We start from the raw sequence: 23,169 nt of genomic DNA, 5'->3' as shown, positions 1-23,169 counted from the left end.
AGCTGAGCCCCCGCAGGGCAAGCCAAATTGCACTCATCTGCGTCGTTATAAAATCTCAATGTAGAATAACTATACTTCAATTTTATGCCTAGCATCTAAGTACAATTTGAACTTGCTGATTTTGCATCTTGAAGTAACATGGGTATAAATACTAAAAAGCATCAACACTACGTTGATGCTTTTTTCCTAAAGTAACCTCGCTCGGGTTACAAACCACCTTCCTGAATCAGAATAGCAAGTTGATTTGCTTAATCACGCACAAAAATATTGAAGTTACCTGCGTGAACACCAACCTGAAGACCAAAAAGATCTGGATGACGGTGATGATGCTGACTGCTTAGCGCATAATGTGGTTTGCTGTAATAGTGGTTTCTGTGTTTATTACGGTTATGTCTATTATGCCCCCGTTTCTCATTATAATGGCGATCAGCAGATGCATGTTTATTACGCTTATGTCTATTATGCCCCCGTTTCTCATTATAACGGTGATCAGCTGATGCATGTTTATTATGATGCCTTTTATTCTTTTCCGCATGTCTACTTCCTTGTTGTTGGTTTGTATGGTGCACATCGTTATTTCTGTAACCCTCATGTTTAGCATTAGCTGCGATTGAGGCTGTTGGTGTTAAAGCCAAACCGAATAACAATGAAGCAGCGATCATTAACGTTTTTTGTTTGCTTCTCAAATTTGAAATAATATTCATTTTTCTCTCCAGTATGTTTTACCGATCACAAGATTTTGTTCGATGAGCTAATGTAACTGTTATTAGCTGAACAGAAGCTGAATGGATAAAAATGAAAAACGGTTGTGGTTAAGTAAATTCGAACACGGATTTGCCGTTTAGGAAGTCGCTTGGGACATTTGCTTCTTATAGTGTTAAAAGTGCGGCAAAATTTACTTAAACAAGGAGGTGTATTGGCAGGTGATTGGTTGTTTGTTTTTCAAACAACTTGACTTTCATTTTAGATTCTATAAAGTATCTCTCAGCAAGAAAGAAAGCCTTTTGTTTACATTCTTCATACCGTCGTTTTATTAATAACACCTCGCTCTGTAGTTTTTAAGTTCCAGTCTGTTTTTATGCTATCATGCCAATCGAGGCAATCTAACATTAAAATTACAAGGTATTATTATTATGTCTAAAGTTCAAGGTACGGTTAAGTGGTTCAACGAATCTAAAGGTTTTGGTTTTATCGAGCAAGAATCTGGTCCAGATGTATTCGCTCACTTTAGCGCTATCGCAAGCGAAGGTTTCAAAACTTTAGCTGAAGGCCAAAAAGTAGAATTCACTGTAACTCAAGGTCCAAAAGGTCCTAATGCAGAAAATATCGTAGCGCTTTAATTTGCTGTGATATTTTAGCTTCTACACAGAGCTAAATTTATATTTTAGAAAATGGTAAACCTTTACGGGTTTGCCATTTTTTTTGTTGATTTTAATGTGCTATGGCCAAGTAATATTGGCCATAGCTTGGTGGGTTTGTAAGTCGCAATGGGATATATTGCGGCTTTTTATTTCAAGTATTGGCCAACGCGTTCCACCGTCAATAAACCAACTTCCATGCTGATTATCTTTACTTCGGTTCCAGCTGCTAGTTGCTCGTCCGATCTGACCTGCCAATCGATGCCTGAATAGCGATGAGTGATAGTTCGCCCGAGGGCCAACTCTTCGGTCAATACAAATTGATGACCGATCATGTCATTATTTACCGGCTTTGACTCAACTTTATTTTGCATCCGTTTCAACGGTTTCCAGCTGACTAACGCCACGACTGTCGATAATATTGCCGTTGCTAATAATGAATCAAGCCAAGTTTCAGGGATCAGTCCGATTGCCATCAAGAGACCCGTCGCTATGGAGCCTATTCCAATAAAAAACAAAACAAAGGTCGAAAAGCCCAATACAAGTACTTCGATGACTAATAAAATCAGACCAAGTACGACTAAAGTTTGCGGTAAATGGGATAAGATAGATTCCATAATTAACCTTTATTTAAGGTGTTAATTATGGTCATCGCTTGTGCAACCATGGATGCGGCATCAGTGCCACTGTCTGGTAACAAGACCACCGATGATTCTTTGGCAATAGCGGCCTTAGCTTGAATCGCTTTAGTTGCTAAATCCAGTTGAATTGCCTTTTGACCTTCTTCGGTATTAGCAGCCAGTCCCACCTTGTGTAATGCTTCTGCCTGAGCCAGAGCAACAGCAACGATAGCTTGAGCTTCACCCTGTGCAAGTAACACCTGCTGTTCTTTCTCAGCTTCAGCTTTCAATACTACCGAACATTTCTGACCTTCAGCAACATTAATCGCGGCCTGTCTGTCGCCTTCTGATTCTAAAATTTGTGCGCGTTTTACCCGCTCCGCTTTCATTTGTGCTTCCATCGCTTCCATTATTGTTTGCGGAGGGACGATATCTTTAATTTCGTAGCGCAGTACCTGAATACCCCATGGACCGGAGGCTTCATTAATTGCTGCAACAATATTGGTATTGAGTAGATCACGTTCTTCAAATGTTTTATCCAGTTCCATCTTACCTAATTCAGAACGCATAGTTGTTTGCGATAATTGCGTTACTGCGAAGATATAATCATCGACCCCGTAGCTTGCCTTGAACGGATCTAATACTCTGAAATAGAGTATGCCATCAACGGTTAACGAAATGTTATCCTTAGTGATGGCACTTTGGCTTGGCACATCGACGGCTTGCTCTTTTAATGAACGATCCGCACCAATATGATCAATAAAAGGAATAATAAAATTTAATCCAGCTTCGCGGGTTGATTGATATTTACCAAAACGTTCGATCAGGAAAGCTCGGTTTTGTGGTACAAAAAGGATTGATGATTTTAAGATCACCACCGCCAACACGAGAATAAAAACCTCAATTCTCAAAAAGTATTCAAATAAAATATCCATATTAAGTTCCGTTAATAAAAAAATAGTCACATTATAATAACGGGTTACTTCGACAGATCAAACAATTGATTGGGATCCTGAGCTAGCATTTGTTATTAAATCTGAGTATTGGGAGTATTCTCGCCATTTTTGATTTGAGTAAGCAGTTTTTTAGGTTGCGCTTTGCAAGGCATTGTGAAAATTAGCTGCTTTATGCCGCGTAAAGTCATGATGCGTGTAAGCGAGATCATGCGTAATTACCGCCACAAACACCAAATCAAAGAAAAGCTTAAGCCATGCCGCATGCCGATTGTTAGATTTATATAATGATTTAATTACCGTATATTAAAAATGGGATCTTATTTTCCACCAGCAAGCGTCATTGACCCTAACCTAAAACGGAAAATGGATATCATGGCCACCATTTTTTGCCTTACTCCTCAAATAGGATTCGTTATCGTCTTTAATGAATGTTGAAGTACTGATCACCTTATCAACAGTTATCCCGTAATCCTGCAACGCCTTAACTTTTAGCGGATTATTGGTTAATAGTTGTAGTTTTTCAATATTTAGCGCCTTGAGCATTTGTCCCGCTTCTGTGAAATCTCTAAGGTCATCTTCAAAACCTAACTGGTTATTGGCCTGATAGGTGTCCATACCTTCAGATTGAAGTTTATAAGCATCAATTTTGTTATATAAGCCAATTCCCCGACCTTCCTGGCGCAGATAAATAATAATGCCGCCTTCTTTTTCCATTAGCTCTATGGCTTCATTTAATTGTTCACCGCAATCACAACGTGATGAATGAAAAACGTCCCCGGTTAAACATTCGGAATGAATTCGAACGATCGGTGATATTGACCACTCGTCTGCTTTTCCAAAAATAATAGCGATATGCTCTTTATCAGAAGCCAAGTGATTAAACGATGCTATCTGAGCCTCAATTTGACTATTAGCGCCTATTTTTAGCGAAATTTTGGTTCTTATTTTAGCCATAATATTTAATTTAATGTTTTCTTACTCCATTATTATCGTTGCGCGGGATGAGTTCAGCTAAACGGTTTTATCGAAAATAAATTCTATTTACACCATCGGTTTTTGATAACTGTTACATCTTTTACCTGTTCATTTTCTAATAGCACTTGATATATATCAGGTGGCGCAAAGGACTTTTTGTGTGCGATAGGATCTAGGGTTAACAGCACACTAAATACACTATCTCTATTGTCGTTATCTTATCGTCTCATACCGCGTATAGGGTTGCTATTATCTGGTTTTTTTATTCATGCCAAACCATCTTATCTCCAAAATCAGCATTGATATGCGCTTCAAAGCGTTGAAAGTCGTTTTCTACATCTGCATTTTTTAATCACCGACACATAACGCGCGGCCTATACCTGCCGTGTAGACATAAATGAGTGGTGTATTTTAGTTACCTAAAAAAAATTAGCAATTGGTTTACTTTTAGTAACCTACTATTTTGTGCGATGAAATAATGGAAAGTGAAGTAAAAACAGATAGTAAAGGCAGAAAAAACCGTTCAATGCATGTACTGAGGCTTGTGCCATTGAGAAGGGCATGCGTTTAATCGGCGGAAAATGGAAAGGCGCACATTTTTATGCAAAAAGAATCACAGGTCCTGTTCTTGTATTGTTGATAAAGATTTGTGTTTTATTTTGATGTATCGTAAATAATTGATATTTGTATTTCGTCGCTCATCATGTCGTTTTTATTAAAAGAAAAGTTAATGAGCGAAATTAAAGCTAATTATTTATAAAAGGGATTTTACAGATGAAAAGATCGAATTGGGCGTTATTGACAGTGGCGTTATCATTGACCGCTTGTGGTGGATCTGACTCCGAGACTCCAATTATTGAGGGTGGTAACGCAATTGTTGTTGATCTACCGTCGGGTAAATCATTGCCGCGCTCTCTCTATGTTACTGATACTAAAAATAGTGCCGAGCAGTATATTCGTAACTACCTGCTTAATGACTATGGGGTAGTAAAAGAGATGCTCGTATATGTCGATGATACTATGGTTGATGCTGCGCCCGCTGAGGCTGGCGGTAATTTATCTGCAACCAATACCATCGAAAAAGAGGTGGATGAAGCGGATCTGGTTAAAGCCTTTAATTTTGAATCACAAGACTATCTATTGACTGTCACTCAGCCTCAATATGATTATATTGTCGATTCAGTCCCTATTGCCGTTGACTCAGTTTCTGTTACCCGCACTTCGCCTGTTATTGGCTATAATGTTGCCGCGAGCTTAAATCTTTACGCTATTAATGAAGCACCTTCCGCGGATTTGATCACCCGCTTACCTCTCAATGAAGATGCGCAATATGTATCAGGTTTTTATCAGCTTGATGATCAAATTATTGTACAAAGCAGAGCTAATCAGCAATCCAGTCCATGGCAAGAGCTAGCGGCTTGGGATAATGGTAAAAGTGTTATTGATTCGGTGCAGTTGGTTGGCCAAACTTTAACGCCAAATTGGAGTATGGCATTTGATGGTCATATAGTGAGCAGTCGTCGTATCGATTCAAATATGTATATATTGATGCGTCATACTTCTCAACCTGCGGGTCTGGAATATGTCTGGTCGGATAGCAGTAGGGACGCCGTCCGTATAGTCGCTAGCAATATTGAATTGATCAATATTCTCGATATCAATGCCTTTATTCCACAGATCCAAACTAATGCAGGCACAACCGCCGCCTTCGAATTAGAAAAATGTTATCTGCCAGATGATAGCGACCGTTATCTAGCGGGAGGCATTGTTTTTAATTATCTAGCCAAGATAGATTTAAACACCGGCTCTGTTAGCTCTGTACAGTGTGTATTAGCAGATATAAATCAAGTGTATATGAATGCGCAGTCACTGTTTTTAATTGACTCTGCACAGTGGGCTGAGCAAACATCGCGTATACATCGATTTACTTTAGACACTTTGAGTTACGATAGCTCGCTTGAAGTGAATGGAACACTGGGATGGAACAGCGCTGAATTTCGCATTAAAGAGTTAGCTGATGGGACAGTCGTCTTACTTACCAGTCAAAATGAATCAATGAATGATTGGGGTATATGGTGGAACGATCCAAATACTATCAATAAATTGCAGCTTTTCCAGAAAGTCACCACGGATAGTGAAATTAAATATCAGCAGATTGCGGAATTACCCAATGCTGATTATCCCGAGTATGACGACTCGCCGCTTTCTTTAGGTAAGCCTGGGGAGCAAATTTATGGCGTACGCATAGATGAAAGCACGGTGAAAGTGGTTACTTTCCAACAAACAGATCCACTCTACATCTTTGATATTACAGATCGAAAAAATCCGCAAGCGTTAGGTGAATTACAAGAAGATGGCGTATCGGTTTACCTGCATAATTTTGACAGTTTAACACTCGGCGTTGGCTATGATGCAAATGAATGGGGAAATAGAAAAGGATTGAAAGTTGAACTCTACGATAGCCAGGATGGTGTGCAGAGCATTCAGCAATATCTGTTTGGTGAAGATGCGTATACGCCAGTTGCTGGTGATTATCATGCCTTTACATCAATGGCCGTAGCCGGAGAATCACAGCGCTATAAAATTGCAATTCCGGCAACTATTTACCCACAAGATGTTCAATTGAATTACACCGGTTTATTATTATTTACCCTTGATAGCGCGGCTAAAACCTTAAGCCACGATGGTACCATCAAAACCGATAGCAGAGGTGGTTGGCAAGATCGCTCTGTCATTCAAGGCGATGCAGTGCATTACGTACATCATGGTAAAATATATTCAAGTTTGTGGGCTTATCCTGACACACAAGTAGTTAGTGAATAAGAGTAAATAGAGTGCGGAACTCTGCTCTGTAAAAAGAGCAGAAATACAAGGGCATTACGTACATCATGCCCTCAATTTATACCCAAGCTACTTTGACTTGGCTGACGGATAATATTCTCGGGAAAAAATTATTTATCTGCTTATTGCAATCAACCCATTCTCAGCGAAGAGATGTTGATGCTTTAATCTCTGCAAAATCACTTATTATTTAGCTCAATTAGAACAATCGAGTGCCAGCTTGTTTGTTGCAAGCGCTTGATCTTTTTAGCAATATCGACTTCGTTTAATTTAATCTTATTCTATCTTTTTTTCATCATTTTGAATTTTTAGTCGATAAGTTAAACTGACGCGTTAGTCAGTCAGGGCTAATGAAAATTCAAATCTTCTCCTTAATTTTATCCCTTTTTGTCAACATTCCAGATACAGATTGGCAAAAGTGTCAATATGCTTGCTACAATCGCTGCCAGCAAGAGATACTCATCAGAATATGAAAAAACAGTTGGTAAATTGATGTCGAAAACAAGTAAAGTTACTTCAAAAAACAAGAAAACCAATAGCAAAAAAGCAAAGAATAAAAGCCTTAAACAGCGATTTTTCAGCTTTTTATGGTCGCTCTTATGGAAAGGATCACTGGCTTTTTTCGCCTTTATGTTTATTGCCGGTATCTATTTTGATGAGAAAGTTGAACGTAAATTAGATGGCCCCACTTGGCAGCTGCCTGCGCAAGTTTATGGACGACCTCTTTTATTGAAAACGGGTGAGGGTTCACAGGCGCGCTTAATCAAGGAGCTAAAATTATTAAATTACCGGCCGGTGGATTCGGTGCAAAGCAGCGGCCAGTTTTCGGTTAATCAGCAAGAGATTATTATTTTTCGTCGGGCGTTTGATTTCCCCGATCGATATGAAACCGCATTGAAAATAAATGTGTATTTTGTTGAGGATAAAATAGCTTCGATTAAAGATCAAAGAAACCAGAATCTCGCTTCCCTCCGTTTAGATCCACTGCTGCTCGCTCGGCTGCATTCTGATCAAATTGAAGATCGTGTTTTTGTGCCTTTTGAAAAAATCCCTAACCTATTTGTTAATACTTTATTATTAATGGAAGATAGGAATTATTACCACCATCAAGGGATCTCTCCTTTGGGTATTTTACGTGCATTTATCGTTAATTTTAAAGCGGGCAGAACGGTTCAAGGGGGCAGCACGTTAACCCAGCAGCTCGCTAAAAATCTGTTTTTGACCCAAGATAGAAGTTTATGGCGGAAATTTCAAGAGGCCTATATTGCGGTGTTGATGGATTATAAATACAGTAAAGATAAGCTGCTGGAAGCTTACTTGAATGAGGTTTATTTTGCTCAAAATGGTAAAACAGGTATTTACGGAATAGGGCTTGCCAGCGATTATTATTTCGCGCGGCCGATTAATGAATTGCGTATTGAACAAATTGCATTACTGGTGGCTATTATCAAAGGCCCGTCCTATTACAATCCGAGACGAAACCCGGAACGTGCATTATCACGTCGTGATTTAGTGCTGCGTATGATGGTTGCCAATAATTTTATCAGCACAGCGGATTATAAATATGCAGTCAAAGATTCACTTAATTTAAGTGAGAAGCACGCATTAAATGATCGCGCCAACCCCGCTTTTATCAGCTTGTTATCGCGTGAGTTGACAGCGAACGTACCCCGTTCAGTGCGCAAAAGTAACGGCTTACATATTTTCACCTCTATTGATCCGTTGGCACAAGAATATGCTGAGTTTGCAGTACAAGATGGATTAGATAAAGTAAGCAAGGATAAGCAAGAAAATTTACAAGCTGCGATGGTGATAAGTGACAGAGAATATGCTGAAGTCCGTGCACTTGTCTCTGGCCGTGATGTTAAGTTCAGTGGATTTAACCGTGCCTTAGATGCCAATCGTCCGATTGGTTCACTGGTTAAACCTGCTGTCTATTTAACTGCCTTGGAAGCGGGATATGGCTTAGATTACTCGTTAAATGACAAGGCCATTATTCTCAAAAATGGCACAGGGCAACGCTGGAGACCTAAAAACTACGATCGGAAATTTCGCGGTCAGGTAACGTTAGAGGACGCATTAATCCATTCTCTCAATGTTCCGACTGTGAATTTAGGGATGCAGGTTGGACTCAACAATGTCATTACCAGTCTCCATAAAATGGGGGTAGAAGAAGAGATACAAGCTTATCCCTCCCTAGTACTGGGCAGTGTTTCTCTTTCACCGATGCAGGTTGCGCAGATGTACCAGCCGATCACTATGAAGGGGATTTATCAGCCATTAACATTGATCCGCTCTATTGTTTCTAATCACAGCGAACTGCTATATCAGCGCAGTGCTCGAACAGAAAAAGTGTTTTCAGAGCACGCGGTCAAGCAGTTAACGGATACACTGCACAAAGTGACCAGCGAAGGTACCGCGCGCAGTCTACGTTGGCGTAATCCCGGTGAGTATTTTGCGGGGAAAACAGGCACCACGAATAATTTAAACGACAGCTGGTTTGTTGGTTTTGATAATGATGAAGTGGTCACTACTTGGGTTGGCAAAGATAATAATAAAAGTTCAGAGTTAACAGGAAGCAGTGGTGCGTTAGTTATCTTCTCTGATTATATGAAACAGAAAAAAGGAAAGTAAAAGTGGCCGAGTCATTAATGAGTCTGGATCAATTACTGAGTGATTTTTCAGAGAATAAAGGTTGGGATAAACAGTATCGTTTAATTATCCAACTGGGTAAAAAATTACCAGCATTGACCGAGACTGAAAAAAAACAGCACAATCAAGTTAAGGGCTGTGAGAGTAGGGCATGGCTGGCTATTGAAGAGAAAGAGGGGCATTATTACTTGCAAATGGACAGCGACAGTCGCGTCGTAAAAGGGTTAATGGCTATCTTACTTATTATTTTTCAAGGCAAAACGGCGCAGCAAATACAACGTATTGATATCGAAGATCTATTTGTACAGTTAGGTTTACTTAACCACCTAAGTCCCTCTCGCGCTAACGGTTTACTGGCGATAGTAAATAGGATAAAAGATGTTTAATATTTTTCAGAAAAAGAACTTTTTTTTCTCCATCCTCTGCTTTTTTGCTCTGTTTTCTGCGTGCCTGTGGGCAAAAACACCGCTGGCCTTTGCACAGAGTGAGCAACGATATGTTTACGATGTGTCCTATAAAAGCATTGCAGTGGGTAAAATAATCAGAGAATTGCGCAGTGAGGGCGGTAGGGAAACTGTCAATACGACCGCGGAGTTGTCGTTTTTATTTTACCATTTTGGTGGAAATCAGCTTACGCGTATCTATTGGGACGACAGTTCAGAGCAGTTTCTCACTGAGCAATTTGTACGTAACAATGTCGGTTTTACAACTGTGAGTATGCAAGCTGAATTTTTTAAAGAAGGCCATCAGACTCGTATCACGCGTGATGGAGAGGTTAATGAATTTACGAATGAGACAGAAAAAATAATAGATTTCAATGCGATTGGACTGCAGATTAGCCAAGGTCTAAAATCGGGTCAAACCCATTTTGAATTTTATATGCAAACGTCGGACTCTGTTGCGCACTACTTTTTTGAGGTGACTGGCAAAGAGGTGCTCGATACTAAATTCGGTAAACTTGCTACCTACCGGTTGGAGCAAACGCGCAGAGAAGATCGCAAGCTTACTGCCTGGTTTGCGCCTGATGTTAATTATCAAATGGTCAAATTTCATTATAAACGTAACCTCCTGGATCTTCATGGCGTGATCAGTGAACGCTCAATGATCAGTTTATGAGTTCTATACCCAAATCACTCTGAATCTGAATCTGCAAGTAGTTTGGGTATAATTGCCCTTTGGAAAAATAGATGAAAAATAGTAACACAGTTAAAAAGAGGGTATTGCATCCGCGCAACTTGCATCATGGCAGTTATGATTTCACCCAGCTATGCGCCGTTTGCCCGCAACTGTCCCCCTTGGTTATCCATAATCCCAATGGACAGCCAACAATTGATTTTAGCGACCATCAGGCCGTATTAATCCTGAATCAGGCATTATTGAAATGCTTCTATAAAATTGATTTTTGGAAAATCCCACAGGGATATCTCTGCCCGCCTATTCCTGGACGTGCGGATTATATCCATTACCTTGCCGATCTATTAGCACAAAGCGGTAACGGAGAAGTGCCGACGGGTAAGCAGGTGAAGGTCTTAGATATTGGTACGGGTGCCAACTGTATCTATCCTATTATTGGCAGCCAAAGTTACGGCTGGTCTTTTGTAGCAACAGATATCGATCCTGTGTCTATTAAAATAGCTGATCTGATTGTTAAATCAAATCGTAATTTAACCCCTTTTATTAAATTATTACTGCAAAAAAACAGTAACGCTATTTTTGACGGCATAATTAAAAAGCAGGATAAATTTTCCTTAACTATCTGTAATCCTCCCTTCCATGCATCCATGGAACAGGCGCTTGCGGGGAATTCTCGAAAAGTAAATAACCTTAGCAAAGGTAAGAAAGTGGCAAATGACGGGCTTAATTTTGGCGGGCAGGAAAATGAGTTATGTTGCGTTGGCGGTGAAATCGCATTTTTAACGCAGATGTGTAAAGAGAGTCGAAGTTACGGGCAACAAGTTTACTGGTTTAGCAGCCTGGTCTCAAAATCTGAAAATATATCACCGCTAAAAAAACTATTAGCGGAGCTTGGTGCCAAACAGGTAAGAGTGGTCAATATGGCACAAGGTCAAAAGATTAGCCGTTTGCTGGCATGGAGTTTTCAGCAACAGAGTTCTCTGCTTTCTAATTAAAATACTGGTCTACCCTTAATTTATACTTTCGATAGAGATACCTATGAGCAGATTAAAACCACAACAGAAAAAAAGGTTAATTTTCGATATCCTCTTGATAGTTATCGTAAACGCTGGATTTTGGCTTTTTTTTAGAGAAAGGGCGCTACTTGATGAGCTACATGCTTATGGACTTGCTCATCCAAAATATCAGCTTGAGCTGCTTATCCCGTTAATATTTATGCTGTTAGTCAGCGTCCTCTATTTTGTCGTGCGTCGATGGAGAGAGGGGGCCAAGCTTGCCGCATTTGCGGAAAGACGGGGGTCAAGGGATGCGCTGACTAAGTTATATAATCGCCAGGCCTTGGAGTCGAAATTATTATCAGAATGGGATCGTTTTAGCCGTTATAAAGAGCCGTTCTGTTTGATTCTGATTGATATTGATGATTTTAAAGTTATCAATCGTACATTTGGATATCATGAAGGAGATCGTATTCTGATCGATATATCAGAACAGTTAGTTAAGGCAACACGGAAAACGGATTTCTGCGCGCGCTGGGGAGGAACCGAATTTTTAATATTTTGCCCTGTTAGTGAATTACAATCGATAGGTGTATTAGCGGAAAGATTACGCGCCGATATCTACCGTCTGTTAAAAGGAGGGGTTGAACTGAGTGTTAGTTTGGGAGTGAGTCAGGCAGGTACTCAAAAATCGCTTGAGGCGCTAATTAAATCTACCGAGCTGGCGCTATATAAAGCCAAGGGCACAGGGGGGAATTGTGTTGTCAGTTTATGATTTTTAATAAAAAAGCCCGAATAATCATGAGATCATTCGGGCTTTTTAATTAGCGCAAAATAGTTAATTTAATTAAGCATACGAGCGCGAATTGTACCTTCAATCTCTTTTAACTTATCCAATGCCATGTCGGCATCTTCACTATTCACATCAATAACAACATAACCAATATTTGCGTTCGTTTGCAGGAATTGTGCTGCAATATTGATATTGTACTCGGCAAACGTTAAGTTAATTTTAGTTAAGATGCCCGGCAAGTTTTTATGAATATGCAATAAACGGCTGGCATCAATATGCCCTGGTAAAGAGACTTCAGGGAAGTTTACAGAAGAGAGTGTTGAACCATTATCTGAGTATTTAACTAATTTACCCGCAACTTCATAACCGATATTCTCTTGCGCTTCCTGTGTGCTTCCGCCTACGTGTGGCGTTAGAATCACATTGTCAAATTGGCGCAGTGGAGATTCGAACTCTTCATTATTTGATTTAGGCTCTGTTGGGAAAACATCGATCGCTGCACCGGAGAGTTTTTTACCTGCCAGCGCATCACATAATGCCGGAATATCTACAACAGTACCGCGCGCCGCATTCATGAAAATAGCGCCGTCTTTCATTTGAGCGAACTGTTTCGCGCCAATCATGTTTTTGGTTGAATCAAGCTCCGGCACATGCATGCTGATGATGTCAGATTGCGCAAGTAACTCTTCCATGGTTGCAACTTGTGTTGCATTACCTAAGGTTAATTTGTTTTCAATATCGTAAAAAGAGACTTTAAAACCTAAGTTTTCAGCAAGAATACCAAACTGTGTGCCGATATGGCCGTAACCGATAATGCCTAATTTTTTACCGCGTGCTTCATATGAGTTTGTTGCTGATTTATCCCACTCACCTCGGTGCGCCTTTGCGTTGCGCTCAGGCACGCCGCGTATTAGTAATAATGCTTGGCCTAGTACTAGCTCTGCAACACTGCGCGTATTTGAGAAAGGCGCGTTAAACACCACTATCCCTTTAGTTTGCGCGGCAGTCAAATCGACCTGGTTTGTGCCGATACAGAAACAACCGATACCGATAAGCTTCTCAGCCGCTGCCAATACAGTTGCATTGAGGTTGGTACGCGAACGGATCCCGACAAAATGAGCATCTTTAATTTTTTCAATTAACTCTTCTTCACTTAACGAAGTTTTAACATTTTCAATATTGGTATAACCCGCTTGAGTAAATGTATCTACAGCGCTTTGGTGTAATCCTTCAAGTAGTAGAATTTTAATTTTATCTTTACTGAGTGAAAACTTAGTCATTTTATTTCCTTGGGCCTTATATATAAGGTAAATGGACAAGCAATAGTGTTGCTAAAATAGCAAAAACAGAAGCAGATGTGAATTTTTGTGAGTGGATTCACATATAAAAACTTAAACTAACTTATTACATTTTGACGATTTATCAAATAGATCGCTTAATCGTCAAATATAATAGCTTTATTTAATTGTTTTAACCCCCTCCGGTGAACCGATTAAAACAATATCAGCAGCGCGGTTGGCAAACAGGCCATTGGTTACTACACCTACAATTGCATTAATTTGACTCTCAAGTTTAAGAGGCTCTGCAATTTTTAAATTATGCACATCCAAAATGATATTACCGTTGTCGGTAATAACACCTTGGCGATAAACGGGATCTCCACCCAATTTAACCAGTTCACGGGCAACATAACTGCGCGCCATTGGAATAACTTCAACGGGGAGCGGGAAATCACCTAAAATATCAACATTTTTAGTGTTATCGACAATACAGATAAACTTATTAGCAACGGCAGAAACAATTTTTTCACGGGTCAACGCAGCACCGCCACCTTTGATCATATGCTTATACGGGTTGATCTCATCCGCCCCATCAACATAAACGCTTAATTCAGAGACTTCATTAAGATCAAATACATCAATACCATAGGACTTCAATTTTTCGCTTGACGCATCAGAGCTTGATACCGCACCTTTAATCTCATTTTTCATTGTCGCTAATGCATCAATAAAGTGATTAACAGTTGAGCCTGTACCCACGCCAACAATTGAATCTTTTTCTACGTATTGCAGAGCGGCATAAGCCGCTGCTTTTTTCATTTCATCTTGTGTCATCGTCGTATATCCTGTTTGCTGATGCATCGAGTAAAAGAGCCGATATTATATCCTGTTAGAAGCAGTTATCCATGAGATATTTGTTAAATTTTATTCGCCATAACTATCACTGATAACTACCACTGATAATGAACGCTCGGAGTGATGATTTCAGGCAAGGGGACATCCCATGCTTCAATCGGCAGTGTTTCTACCTGCTGGCAATCATGTGCCAGACCGATTGGATAAGGGCCGCTTTTCTCTTTAAACCAAGGCGCAAGCATACGATCATAATAACCGCCTCCCATACCAATCCGGTTTCCTTTTCGATCAAAGGCAACCAGCGGGGTGAAAATAAGATCTAAATTATTGATTGGAGATGTGTGTAACTGCTCTAACTTGGGTTCATAAATGCCATATTTATTAAGCACCATTTCAGAGTCTATTGTGTATTGTAAAAACAGCAGATGGCCTTTACTAAAAGGGTGTACAACAGGCAGATAAACTTGTTTGTTATTTGCCCAGCACCAATTTATAAATTCAAAGGTATCTATCTCTCCATCATGTGCCAGTGAGATGGCAATCTTTTGTGCGCTTAACACTTTTTTGTGCTGAATCAATCGCGCCAGTAATTTAGCCGCATCTTGCTGCTGTTGAAAACCTGACAGATCACGTCTTGCAGAGCGAATTTGTTGGCGTATTTGCGGGCGAGATAAGATGTTCGTTGAATTATCCATAACAATCTCAATTGGCTCTTTAAAGTAGATATTCAAAGAATATCATTATAAATTGCAAACGCATCAAATAAGAGATCAGTCTTGCTGATTAAAAGTTTGAAATTGAAGCTGAGAAAACATCATGCGCGGGGAAATAGAGGTTTATCACGTTACTGTAAGTTTTAAGTATATTTGCATCTGCTTGTTATTGGCAGATTATAGTGGATATTTCTGAGTGTTCTATTCAGTAGAGAGGAAAAGTGACCCAAGGATACCGTTATTGACTTGGACCTTGAACCCGAAGGTCAAGGTTGGTGTCTCAGTGTTTGCCGCAGGCTTCTCGATACGAGCCGAGCTTGCACAATAGCATTCAGGCCAAGTCACCAGGGTAAAGCTTATCGGCTCAGGGACTTAGTCAAGATGAGCGGATATCCGAGGGTCAATAACACCTTACGTCAGTTTCCGGCATTTGCAAAGTGTTTTTTATAGTGATATTTCATCTTGTTTTAGTATTGATATTATTTTAGAAAATTAATGAGTTAAGCGGTTAAAAAATAAAAGGATTATCGAACAGGCTCTTTTTTATCATCTGTTTGTAAAGCGGTTTGTATCAATGCTTGCAGATCTTCAATTCGTTGATTGAGCTGCTCAGCATGTTTGTTATTTTTAGATTTTTCTACATTAAGTTCGTGGCAGAAGTTTAATGCAACCATTACAATATGTTGCTCGCTACGTAAAGCGCGGCTGCTGCTTTTGATACTCTTCAATTTATCGTTAAATTGATCCACTGTATTTTGTAGCGTCTGCTCTTCACCATCCGGGCAGGCAATTTTATACTGCTGTCCTAAAATTGAGATCTCAACATTTGCCATAGTTAACCCGTGATACTAGGTGATAAGAGTAAAATGAGCGCTAAACTGAAAGATAGCCATCTCAAAATCGAAATTAATTTAAGGACTATAGCTATCTCATCATCAAGTTTCAAGTACTTACTGGCAGCGCGATCTACAGGGTGTTAGAATGCTTTATATAGTATCTGCATTGCCAAGTAGTACCCGATAGTTAATTAACCGCTAAGAGAAAGAGTCATACCATGAGTAAAGAGCCACTACCAAGTTTTAAAAAGATAACGCAGACGCTTGAAACTGCTGAGTTATATACTAATGCATCGGAAACACACGGCATATTATCCGGGTTTGTTTGCGGTGGGGTTTCGCTTGTTGGTGACAGTTGGCGAGCGCATTTTAATGATGTTGTTAATGAGGGAATGGGGCTGCCGAACAATGCAAAAAAATTAATAGAGTCTATTTATGAGCAAGTCGTTCATCAATTTACCGATGATGGTTTGGGTTTTAGGCTGCTATTGCCCGATGATGATGTGCCGCTTGATGAGCGTGCTGAGGCAATGGCACAATGGGCGCAGGGCTTTTTAGTCGGATTTGGTATGGTCCAGCAAGGATTAAATCAAGCACCTGCCGACATTCAAGAGTTAATCCGTGATATTCGCGATATTTCCCAGGTATCACTGGACTTTGAACAGGAAGATGAAGAGTCTGAAATCGCTTTTTCAGAAATTGTTGAATATTTACGTTTAGGGGCGATGAGTTGTTTTAATACTTTTTCCCGCCAGTCCCCAACGCCTGTTTCCAAGACACTTCACTAAGCACAATAGAAAAGAGGTTTTATGAGCGCATTTCAAGATCGTCGCATGCAGTTTCTTACGCAGATGGATAATAATAGTTTGGCAGTTTTTCCTGCCAGTCCAGAAAAAATTCGCAGCAATGATACAGAATATCCTTTCCGACAAAACAGTGATTTTTATTATCTGACAGGATTTAATGAACCCGACGCTTGCTTACTGCTGATCAATAAACCTGAGTTTCAAAAAGCCGTTTTATTTAACCGTAAAAAAGATAAAAAGGCAGAAGTTTGGCATGGTTATCGATTAGGGCAAAGTGCCGCGGTCAGCGTCCTTGGTTTTGATGCGGCTTATGAGATTGATGAGCTGCACAAGCATCTGCTCGAATTAGCGAATGGTTTAACTGCACTTTATTTCCCGATTTTTCAAGATCCGGATTTAGATAAAATCCTATCTAATGTTATCAATGAGTTACGTGAAGGTAAACGCAAAGGACAAAATGCGCCGACAAGTTATATTGATAGCTTACCTATCTTGCATGAGATGCGTTTAATTAAATCTGAAGGCGAAATAGCGCTGTTATCTGAGGCTGCAGAGATTTCAGCAGCAGGGCATGTCCGCGCGATGCAACAATGTTCTGTGGGGATGTGGGAATATCAATTACAAGCAGAAGTCGAACATGAATTTGCTTTGCAAGGCGCACCTCATGTTGCTTATAACTCAATCGTTGCTGGCGGTGAAAACGGCTGTATTCTTCATTACACGGAGAATAAAGGTAAATTGCGTGATGGTGATCTGGTGTTGATTGACGCAGGTGCAGAGTACCAAGGTTATGCGGGAGATATTACGCGCACCTTTCCTGTGAACGGCGTTTTTTCTGAGGCGCAAGCAACGCTATACCAACTCGTATTAGATATACAGATCAGCGCTATCAGCCAGATAAAACCGGGTGTGGCATTGCGGGATGTGAATAAAAATGCGGTTAAACAGCTGGTGGATGGTCTGCTTGAGTTAGGGATTTTAGAGGGAGAGCGTGACGCTCTGATAGAAGAAGAGGTCTACAAAGATTTTTATATGCACGGTATCGGCCATTATCTGGGGCTAGATGTGCACGATGTGGGTGACAGTGGCACTGCTGACAATCCGCGTTTATTGGAAGCGGGTATGGTGGTGACAGTTGAACCTGGTTTATATATCAGTGCGTCTGCAAATGTTGACGATATTTGGAAGAAGATAGGGATCCGCATTGAAGATGATGTGTTAGTGACCGAGTTTGGTGCGGAAGTATTAAGTGCAGATGTACCTAAAAGTATTAATGAAATTGAAGCGTTAATGGCAGATGCAAAAAAATATGGCTAAACAAACGGATTACGATCTGTTGATCGTCGGGGCGGGCATGGCCGGTTGCCTGCTCGCTTATGCCGTTTTAAAGTTGTCCCCCTCTTTAAACGTCGTGCTGCTTGATGATAATCCCGAAGGGTTAAATAAAGGGGTTCATCCCGGATTTGATGCGCGCAGCATTGCATTAAGTGCTGGCAGTTGCGATTTATTAGATGAATTGGGATTGTGGGCGGAGTTAAAAGGGAGTGCGCAGGCGATTGAAGATATCCATATCTCCGATCGTGGTTTTTTCGGCGCCTTAGATCTGCCGCGTAATCACGCCTCGACGAAATATAAAAACCAGGCTTTCGGTTTTGTGATTGAGCTGCAAGATGTCGGTTTACTCTTAGATAAGCATTTATCACAATATAAACAGCTAACGCGCTTATACAATACCCACCTGCTAGCAATAGAAAAACAAGCGCAGCAAGTCGTTTGTCAGCTGGGAGACGGAAAAACATTAACTGCGCGATTATGCGTTGCTGCAGATGGCGCAAAAAGCTTAACACGCGAACTGTTGGCTATCCCCTCGCAACTTTTTGATTATGATTGCAGTGCAATTATCGCCAATGTCTGCGCTTCTAAAGCTCACCTTAATAAAGCATTTGAACGCTTTACAAAATTTGGTCCGATCGCTCTGTTACCACTTAGCAATAACCGCTACTCCTTGGTGTGGTCTGTGGAAAATGGGGATATTGATCGTTTAGCGAAACTGGAGGCGCACGATTTTTTGGCTGAACTGCAGCAAGCTTTTGGTTATCGTGCAGGCATTTTTACTGACGTGGGCAAGCGTGATATCTACCCGCTAAAACTGATGCAAACTGAAAAACCAGTGACCCACCGCGGTCTGTGTATCGGTAATGCCGCACACTCTTTACATCCCGTTATGGGGCAGGGATTTAATTTGGGGATGCGCGATCTTTATGTTCTGGCTGTGTTAATCAGCCAAGTGGAAAATAAACAGGAGATCGGCGGCTTTACTATGCTTAATCAATATTGGTTAGCCCGTTACAATGACCATAAGAATACCATTGCGCTAACCGATTCAATGGTGCGCATCTTTAGTAATACGAGCTGGCCTTTTATTCTCGGAAGAAATATTGCTTTGCAGGCGATGAGTTGCGCGCCGAGTTTGTCAGCCGATATTGTCAAACAAGCGAAAGGGCAATTTAATTTATTCAACAGAGAGCAACAAAGATGATGCAATCCTATGACTTAACTATCGTTGGTGGCGGAATGGTTGGTTTAACCTTAGCCGCTAGTTTGGCAGACAGCCCATTATCCATCGCACTGATTGAAGCAAACGAACCCCCGCAACTAACTGTCGAGCCGGGCCTTCGTGTTAGCGCGATTAGTTATGCCAGCCGTGCTATTTTCGAACATTTGAATATTTGGCAGCACCTTAATAGTGAGCGCATTAGCGCTTATAAAAGCATGCAGGTATGGGAAAAAGACAGTTTTGGAAAAATTGATTTCAGTGCAGACGAGGTTGATTGCGCAGAGCTGGGCTACATTATAGAAAATGATCAAATCCAAACCGCATTATTACAATCAGTGCAAAAACAGCAGAACGTGACTTTTTATGCTCTAGAGCAACTCGGCGATATTGCAATTGGAGACGGGGAGGCCTGGCTGACATTAAAAAGCACTAAAACGTTAACCTCTAAGCTGGTGGTTGCTGCTGACGGTGCAAACTCCTGGCTGCGTAACAAACTTGATATTCCGTTAACACGCTGGGATTACAATCATCATGCGTTGGTCGCGACAGTTAAAACCGATTTAGCACATGAAAATTGCGCCCGACAAATATTTACGACAGAGGGGCCGTTGGCTTTTTTACCCCTTTTTGAGCAAAATCTCTGCTCGATTGTTTGGTCTGTTCCACCCGAAAAAGCGCAGCAGTTAATGGCACTTTCAGAGCTTGAATTTAATAGGCAATTAACGCGTACATTTGATAACCGTTTAGGGCCTTGTGAGCTGCACAGCGAACGTTGTAGTTTTCCATTGACCATGCGTTATGCGCGCGACTTTGCCAGGCATCGCATCGCGCTGATCGGCGATGCGGCGCATACCATCCATCCACTTGCGGGGCAGGGTGTGAATTTGGGGTTGCTGGATGCGTTAAGTTTAAGTCAAGCTATTTTAGAAAATCTGCACGCGGATAAAGATATTGGTTTATACGAAAATTTACGTTTTTTTGAACGCTGGCGGAAAACGGAAGCCGCGCAGATGATAGCCTCAATGGAACTGTTAAAGCGTTTATTCCAAGGTGATAATCCAGTGCAAAAAACAGTGCGGGATTTGCTTTTATTAGTTACAGATAAAGTCAATCCACTTAAAAAACAGTTTATCAGGCAGGCGATGGGGTTAAGTGGCGAGTTACCCAAACTGCTTGATAAATTGTAAATAGATTTTGCGCTATTTTGAGCAACTAAAAAAACAGTGTATATTACGGCCCAATAATAAAAACATATTCAAATAACTGATTTGAAACTAATCAAGAGAAGAGCGTAAATTATGATTATCAAACCTAAAACTCGTGGTTTTATTTGCACCACAACTCATCCAGTGGGCTGTGAAAAGAATATTCAAACACAAATTGCATACACTAAAAAACAGGGCAAAATTCAAAATGGTCCTAAACGTGTATTAGTGATTGGCGCTTCTGCAGGTTACGGCATGTCATCGCGTATCGCTGCCGCATACGGATCAGATGCAGCAACAATTGGTGTGTTTTTTGAAAAACCAGCAACAGATCGTAAACCTGGCTCTGCCGGTTGGTACAACAGTGCTGCATTTGAGAAGCAAGCAAAAGCGGATGGCTTATATGCAAAAAGTATCAATGCGGATGCATTCTCACATGAAACTAAAGCAAAAGTGATTGAGCTGATCAAAGAAGATTTAGGTCAGATTGATGCCATTATCTACTCGGTAGCCGCGCCTGTTCGTAAAATGCCAGATAGCGGTGAAGTGATTCGTTCAAGTCTAAAACCAATCGGTGAAACCTATATCTCAACGGCGATTGATACCAATAAAGACTGTATTATTGAAGCCTCTGTAGAGCCCGCAACAGAAGAAGAAGTTGCCAATACAGTCACCGTAATGGGTGGACAGGATTGGGAACTTTGGTTAAGCGCACTTGGGGATGCTGGGGTATTGGCAGAAGGCGTCAAAACCGTTGCTTATTCCTATATAGGCACAGAATTGACCTGGCCGATATACTGGGATGGCGCATTAGGTAAAGCAAAACTTGATTTAGACAGAGCATCGACCGCTATCCAAGCGAAACTTGCACCGCTTAACGGTGAAGCTTATGTTTCCGTGCAAAAAAGTGTGGTGACACAAGCCAGCTCTGCGATTCCAGTTATGCCGCTGTATATCTCTATGGTATTTAAAATCATGAAAGAGAAAGGGCTGCATGAAGGTTGCATGGAACAGATTCACCGCCTTTTTACTACGCAGTTATATAAAAAAGACGGCAGTACACCAACGACGGATGAAGCGCGCCGCCTACGTTTAGATGATTGGGAATTACGCGATGATGTGCAGCAAGCTTGTAAAGATCTGTGGCCGACCATTACCACTGAAAACTTGTTTGATTTAACGGATTACAAAGAATACAAAGAAGAGTTTTTACAACTGTTCGGCTTTGCCGTTGCAGGGATCGATTATGAGGCAGATGTGGATACATTAGTTGAATTTGATTGTCTTAGCGTTTAATCACTGATTTTTATCATTTTTTAAACACCCATTTAGGTGGGTGTTTTTTGACCGTTATTTCAATAAGTTGTGTGGAAAGCTATTTTTTGAGGGATAAATAAGCAGTAATAGGGGAATATCTTTAAAAAAGTAAATTATTTCTGTTTTTGATTAACTTTATGTTGCATCTCAGTCATAAATTATTAGACTTGCATAATAATCGGTATGTAGCGCAGCTTGGTAGCGCACTGCTCTGGGGGAGCAGGGGTCGAAGGTTCAAATCCTTTCATACCGACCACCTTTCTTTTTTCGTTAATATCACGCTTTAAATATCATCACCTTTTCTAAGGATCTTCTATGACACCCTTTTCATTATCATCTGAGCAATTACTTAAAGAAGTTCGCAATGTTTTTGATGTGCAGAGTGCAGCGCTGACCTCTCACAGTAAACAGCTTGGCGATGAATATTTACAAGCCTTGGCTTTAATGAAAAGTTGCACTGGGCGGGTGATTGTCTCCGGAATGGGTAAATCTGGTCATATCGGCAAAAAGATTTCAGCAACGCTTGCATCCGTTGGCATGCCTTCATTTTTTATGCACCCGGGAGAAGCGTTTCACGGTGACTTAGGCATGATCACCAAAAATGATCTGCTTTTACTTATCTCCTACAGCGGTGAAACCGATGAACTATTAAAAATCATTCCGTCGATTCAGCACTTTGGTAATAAGATAATCGCGATAACAGGCGGGCGAGATTCCACGCTGGCGAAAAACTCAGATGTCATTTTAGATGCAAGTGTTGAAAAAGAAACCTGTCCGAATAATTTAGCCCCAACCACCTCTACCACCTTAGCGCTGGTAATAGGCGATGCGCTGGCTTCCACGCTGACCTTGGATAATAATTTCAGCCCCATGGATTTTGCCAGGTTCCACCCGGGAGGAAGCTTAGGTAAACGTTTACTAACCTTCGTTAAGAATGAGATGCGCAGTGATAATCTGCCGCTTGTTGAGACGCAAACATCGCTCACAGATGTGCTGATGGTGATGACGGAAACGCGTACCGGTCTTGCTCTGGTAATGAAAGATAATCAATTACAGGGTGTGATCACCGATGGCGATCTACGCCGCTTCTTAATTTCAGGAAAAACCATTAATGATTGCTCCGCCAGCGAATTGATGAACCCGTCACCGCGCTTTATCTCCCCTGATGCACGTTTAACGGATGCAGAAGAGATCATGCGTGAAAAGCATATTAAGTGGTTAATCGTCAGCGAAGACGGGAAAAATGTTGCAGGTATTATTGAATGGGTGCAATAAA

At 40.8% G+C, this 23,169-nt stretch carries 21 protein-coding genes, 1 tRNA gene, 1 other RNA gene and 1 pseudogene; 15 read left to right on the top strand and 9 right to left on the bottom strand.

Translation table 11 applies throughout. From position 1 onward, the window contains the following. Positions 1-248: 248 nt before the first annotated feature. Complete coding sequence (locus tag ACJAT7_RS01110) at positions 249-704, bottom strand: hypothetical protein (protein ID WP_415224947.1); 456 nt, start codon at positions 702-704, stop codon at positions 249-251. A gap of 429 nt (positions 705-1,133) precedes the next feature. On the opposite strand from ACJAT7_RS01110, the gene ACJAT7_RS01105 reads away from it, so the two are divergent. Then, complete coding sequence (locus ACJAT7_RS01105) at positions 1,134-1,340, top strand: cold-shock protein (protein ID WP_415224946.1); 207 nt, start codon at positions 1,134-1,136, stop codon at positions 1,338-1,340. Positions 1,341-1,507: 167 nt separating this feature from the next. Here ACJAT7_RS01105 and ACJAT7_RS01100 read toward each other — a convergent pair whose 3' ends face one another. The 3 genes from ACJAT7_RS01100 to ribA form a co-directional block, all read right to left on the bottom strand. Further along, on the bottom strand, positions 1,508-1,975 hold the full coding sequence (locus ACJAT7_RS01100) for an NfeD family protein (protein WP_415224945.1): 468 nt from the start codon (positions 1,973-1,975) through the stop codon (positions 1,508-1,510). 2 nt (positions 1,976-1,977) lie between these two features. Beyond that, positions 1,978-2,913: an SPFH domain-containing protein gene (locus ACJAT7_RS01095; protein ID WP_415224944.1), complete on the bottom strand. Its 936-nt coding sequence runs from the start codon at positions 2,911-2,913 to the stop codon at positions 1,978-1,980. 372 nt (positions 2,914-3,285) lie between these two features. Beyond that, on the bottom strand, positions 3,286-3,888 hold the full coding sequence (gene ribA / locus ACJAT7_RS01090; RefSeq protein ID WP_415224943.1) for a GTP cyclohydrolase II: 603 nt from the start codon (positions 3,886-3,888) through the stop codon (positions 3,286-3,288). Between the two features lie 499 nt (positions 3,889-4,387). On the opposite strand from ribA, the pseudogene ACJAT7_RS01085 reads away from it, so the two are divergent. The 7 genes and pseudogenes from ACJAT7_RS01085 to ACJAT7_RS01055 form a co-directional block, all read left to right on the top strand. Then, positions 4,388-4,512, top strand: a pseudogene (locus ACJAT7_RS01085) (transcriptional regulator); the annotation flags it as partial. 171 nt (positions 4,513-4,683) lie between these two features. Continuing rightward, positions 4,684-6,732, top strand: coding sequence for a beta-propeller domain-containing protein (locus ACJAT7_RS01080; protein ID WP_415224942.1), 2,049 nt, complete (start codon positions 4,684-4,686; stop codon positions 6,730-6,732). A gap of 444 nt (positions 6,733-7,176) precedes the next feature. Beyond that, the gene (gene mrcB / locus ACJAT7_RS01075) at positions 7,177-9,384 is read left to right on the top strand and encodes a penicillin-binding protein 1B (RefSeq protein ID WP_415224941.1); all 2,208 of its coding nucleotides are present in this window, start codon (positions 7,177-7,179) and stop codon (positions 9,382-9,384) included. Between the two features lie 2 nt (positions 9,385-9,386). Then, positions 9,387-9,788: a SufE family protein gene (locus ACJAT7_RS01070; protein ID WP_415224940.1), complete on the top strand. Its 402-nt coding sequence runs from the start codon at positions 9,387-9,389 to the stop codon at positions 9,786-9,788. Next, positions 9,781-10,518: a DUF3108 domain-containing protein gene (locus tag ACJAT7_RS01065; RefSeq protein ID WP_415224939.1), complete on the top strand. Its 738-nt coding sequence runs from the start codon at positions 9,781-9,783 to the stop codon at positions 10,516-10,518. The genes ACJAT7_RS01070 and ACJAT7_RS01065 overlap by 8 nt, the downstream gene beginning before the upstream one ends. A 71-nt stretch (positions 10,519-10,589) precedes the next feature. Then, positions 10,590-11,531: a 23S rRNA (adenine(1618)-N(6))-methyltransferase RlmF gene (gene rlmF / locus ACJAT7_RS01060; protein ID WP_415224938.1), complete on the top strand. Its 942-nt coding sequence runs from the start codon at positions 10,590-10,592 to the stop codon at positions 11,529-11,531. Positions 11,532-11,574: 43 nt separating this feature from the next. Then, positions 11,575-12,306 (top strand): GGDEF domain-containing protein, encoded by a 732-nt coding sequence (locus ACJAT7_RS01055; protein WP_415224937.1) that lies wholly within the window; start codon positions 11,575-11,577, stop codon positions 12,304-12,306. 68 nt (positions 12,307-12,374) lie between these two features. Here ACJAT7_RS01055 and serA read toward each other — a convergent pair whose 3' ends face one another. From serA to ACJAT7_RS01030, 5 genes are all read right to left on the bottom strand, one after another. Continuing rightward, the gene (serA, locus tag ACJAT7_RS01050; protein ID WP_415224936.1) at positions 12,375-13,604 is read right to left on the bottom strand and encodes a phosphoglycerate dehydrogenase; all 1,230 of its coding nucleotides are present in this window, start codon (positions 13,602-13,604) and stop codon (positions 12,375-12,377) included. Between the two features lie 177 nt (positions 13,605-13,781). Beyond that, complete coding sequence (gene rpiA, locus ACJAT7_RS01045) at positions 13,782-14,438, bottom strand: ribose-5-phosphate isomerase RpiA (RefSeq protein WP_415224935.1); 657 nt, start codon at positions 14,436-14,438, stop codon at positions 13,782-13,784. Between the two features lie 116 nt (positions 14,439-14,554). Continuing rightward, on the bottom strand, positions 14,555-15,154 hold the full coding sequence (locus ACJAT7_RS01040) for a 5-formyltetrahydrofolate cyclo-ligase (RefSeq protein ID WP_415224934.1): 600 nt from the start codon (positions 15,152-15,154) through the stop codon (positions 14,555-14,557). Positions 15,155-15,392: 238 nt separating this feature from the next. Further along, a non-coding RNA gene (gene ssrS, locus ACJAT7_RS01035) (6S RNA) lies at positions 15,393-15,576 on the bottom strand. A gap of 120 nt (positions 15,577-15,696) precedes the next feature. After that, entirely contained in the window at positions 15,697-16,005 is a 309-nt protein-coding gene (locus tag ACJAT7_RS01030; RefSeq protein ID WP_415224933.1) for a cell division protein ZapA, read from the bottom strand. A 221-nt stretch (positions 16,006-16,226) separates the two neighbouring features. On the opposite strand from ACJAT7_RS01030, the gene ACJAT7_RS01025 reads away from it, so the two are divergent. From ACJAT7_RS01025 to ACJAT7_RS00995, 7 genes are all read left to right on the top strand, one after another. Then, the gene (locus ACJAT7_RS01025; protein WP_415224932.1) at positions 16,227-16,796 is read left to right on the top strand and encodes a UPF0149 family protein; all 570 of its coding nucleotides are present in this window, start codon (positions 16,227-16,229) and stop codon (positions 16,794-16,796) included. 21 nt (positions 16,797-16,817) lie between these two features. Beyond that, positions 16,818-18,131 carry a Xaa-Pro aminopeptidase gene (pepP, locus tag ACJAT7_RS01020; RefSeq protein WP_415224931.1) on the top strand — a complete coding sequence of 438 codons (1,314 nt, stop codon included), beginning with the start codon at positions 16,818-16,820 and terminating at the stop codon, positions 18,129-18,131. Next, on the top strand, positions 18,124-19,353 hold the full coding sequence (ubiH, locus tag ACJAT7_RS01015) for a 2-octaprenyl-6-methoxyphenyl hydroxylase (protein WP_415224930.1): 1,230 nt from the start codon (positions 18,124-18,126) through the stop codon (positions 19,351-19,353). The genes pepP and ubiH overlap by 8 nt, the downstream gene beginning before the upstream one ends. Next, positions 19,350-20,558, top strand: a complete 1,209-nt coding sequence (locus ACJAT7_RS01010; RefSeq protein WP_415224929.1) for an FAD-dependent monooxygenase — start codon at positions 19,350-19,352, stop codon at positions 20,556-20,558. Before ubiH ends, ACJAT7_RS01010 begins: the two co-directional genes overlap by 4 nt. A gap of 111 nt (positions 20,559-20,669) precedes the next feature. Next, positions 20,670-21,872, top strand: coding sequence for an enoyl-ACP reductase FabV (fabV, locus tag ACJAT7_RS01005; protein WP_415224928.1), 1,203 nt, complete (start codon positions 20,670-20,672; stop codon positions 21,870-21,872). A 200-nt stretch (positions 21,873-22,072) separates the two neighbouring features. Beyond that, positions 22,073-22,149 (top strand) — tRNA-Pro (locus ACJAT7_RS01000). A gap of 59 nt (positions 22,150-22,208) precedes the next feature. Next, positions 22,209-23,168 carry a KpsF/GutQ family sugar-phosphate isomerase gene (locus ACJAT7_RS00995; protein ID WP_415224927.1) on the top strand — a complete coding sequence of 320 codons (960 nt, stop codon included), beginning with the start codon at positions 22,209-22,211 and terminating at the stop codon, positions 23,166-23,168. The last annotated feature ends 1 nt before the right edge of the window (position 23,169 follow it).

This window comes from Psychromonas sp. (genome assembly GCF_047632995.1).
Lineage (GTDB): Bacteria > Pseudomonadota > Gammaproteobacteria > Enterobacterales > Psychromonadaceae > Psychromonas.
This window is presented reverse-complemented; position numbering and strand designations above follow the sequence as displayed.

Coding starts and splice junctions, on each gene's coding strand:
- serA (WP_415224936.1), bottom strand. CDS start 13,604: ATGACTAAGTTTTCACTCAGTAAAGATAAAATTAAAATTCTACTACTT.
- fabV (WP_415224928.1), top strand. CDS start 20,670: ATGATTATCAAACCTAAAACTCGTGGTTTTATTTGCACCACAACTCAT.
- ubiH (WP_415224930.1), top strand. CDS start 18,124: ATGGCTAAACAAACGGATTACGATCTGTTGATCGTCGGGGCGGGCATG.
- ACJAT7_RS01025 (WP_415224932.1), top strand. CDS start 16,227: ATGAGTAAAGAGCCACTACCAAGTTTTAAAAAGATAACGCAGACGCTT.
- ACJAT7_RS00995 (WP_415224927.1), top strand. CDS start 22,209: ATGACACCCTTTTCATTATCATCTGAGCAATTACTTAAAGAAGTTCGC.
- ACJAT7_RS01065 (WP_415224939.1), top strand. CDS start 9,781: ATGTTTAATATTTTTCAGAAAAAGAACTTTTTTTTCTCCATCCTCTGC.
- ACJAT7_RS01080 (WP_415224942.1), top strand. CDS start 4,684: ATGAAAAGATCGAATTGGGCGTTATTGACAGTGGCGTTATCATTGACC.
- mrcB (WP_415224941.1), top strand. CDS start 7,177: ATGCTTGCTACAATCGCTGCCAGCAAGAGATACTCATCAGAATATGAA.
- rpiA (WP_415224935.1), bottom strand. CDS start 14,438: ATGACACAAGATGAAATGAAAAAAGCAGCGGCTTATGCCGCTCTGCAA.
- ACJAT7_RS01030 (WP_415224933.1), bottom strand. CDS start 16,005: ATGGCAAATGTTGAGATCTCAATTTTAGGACAGCAGTATAAAATTGCC.
- ACJAT7_RS01095 (WP_415224944.1), bottom strand. CDS start 2,913: ATGGATATTTTATTTGAATACTTTTTGAGAATTGAGGTTTTTATTCTC.
- ACJAT7_RS01010 (WP_415224929.1), top strand. CDS start 19,350: ATGATGCAATCCTATGACTTAACTATCGTTGGTGGCGGAATGGTTGGT.
- rlmF (WP_415224938.1), top strand. CDS start 10,590: ATGAAAAATAGTAACACAGTTAAAAAGAGGGTATTGCATCCGCGCAAC.
- ACJAT7_RS01105 (WP_415224946.1), top strand. CDS start 1,134: ATGTCTAAAGTTCAAGGTACGGTTAAGTGGTTCAACGAATCTAAAGGT.
- ribA (WP_415224943.1), bottom strand. CDS start 3,888: ATGGCTAAAATAAGAACCAAAATTTCGCTAAAAATAGGCGCTAATAGT.
- ACJAT7_RS01100 (WP_415224945.1), bottom strand. CDS start 1,975: ATGGAATCTATCTTATCCCATTTACCGCAAACTTTAGTCGTACTTGGT.
- ACJAT7_RS01055 (WP_415224937.1), top strand. CDS start 11,575: ATGAGCAGATTAAAACCACAACAGAAAAAAAGGTTAATTTTCGATATC.
- pepP (WP_415224931.1), top strand. CDS start 16,818: ATGAGCGCATTTCAAGATCGTCGCATGCAGTTTCTTACGCAGATGGAT.
- ACJAT7_RS01110 (WP_415224947.1), bottom strand. CDS start 704: ATGAATATTATTTCAAATTTGAGAAGCAAACAAAAAACGTTAATGATC.
- ACJAT7_RS01040 (WP_415224934.1), bottom strand. CDS start 15,154: ATGGATAATTCAACGAACATCTTATCTCGCCCGCAAATACGCCAACAA.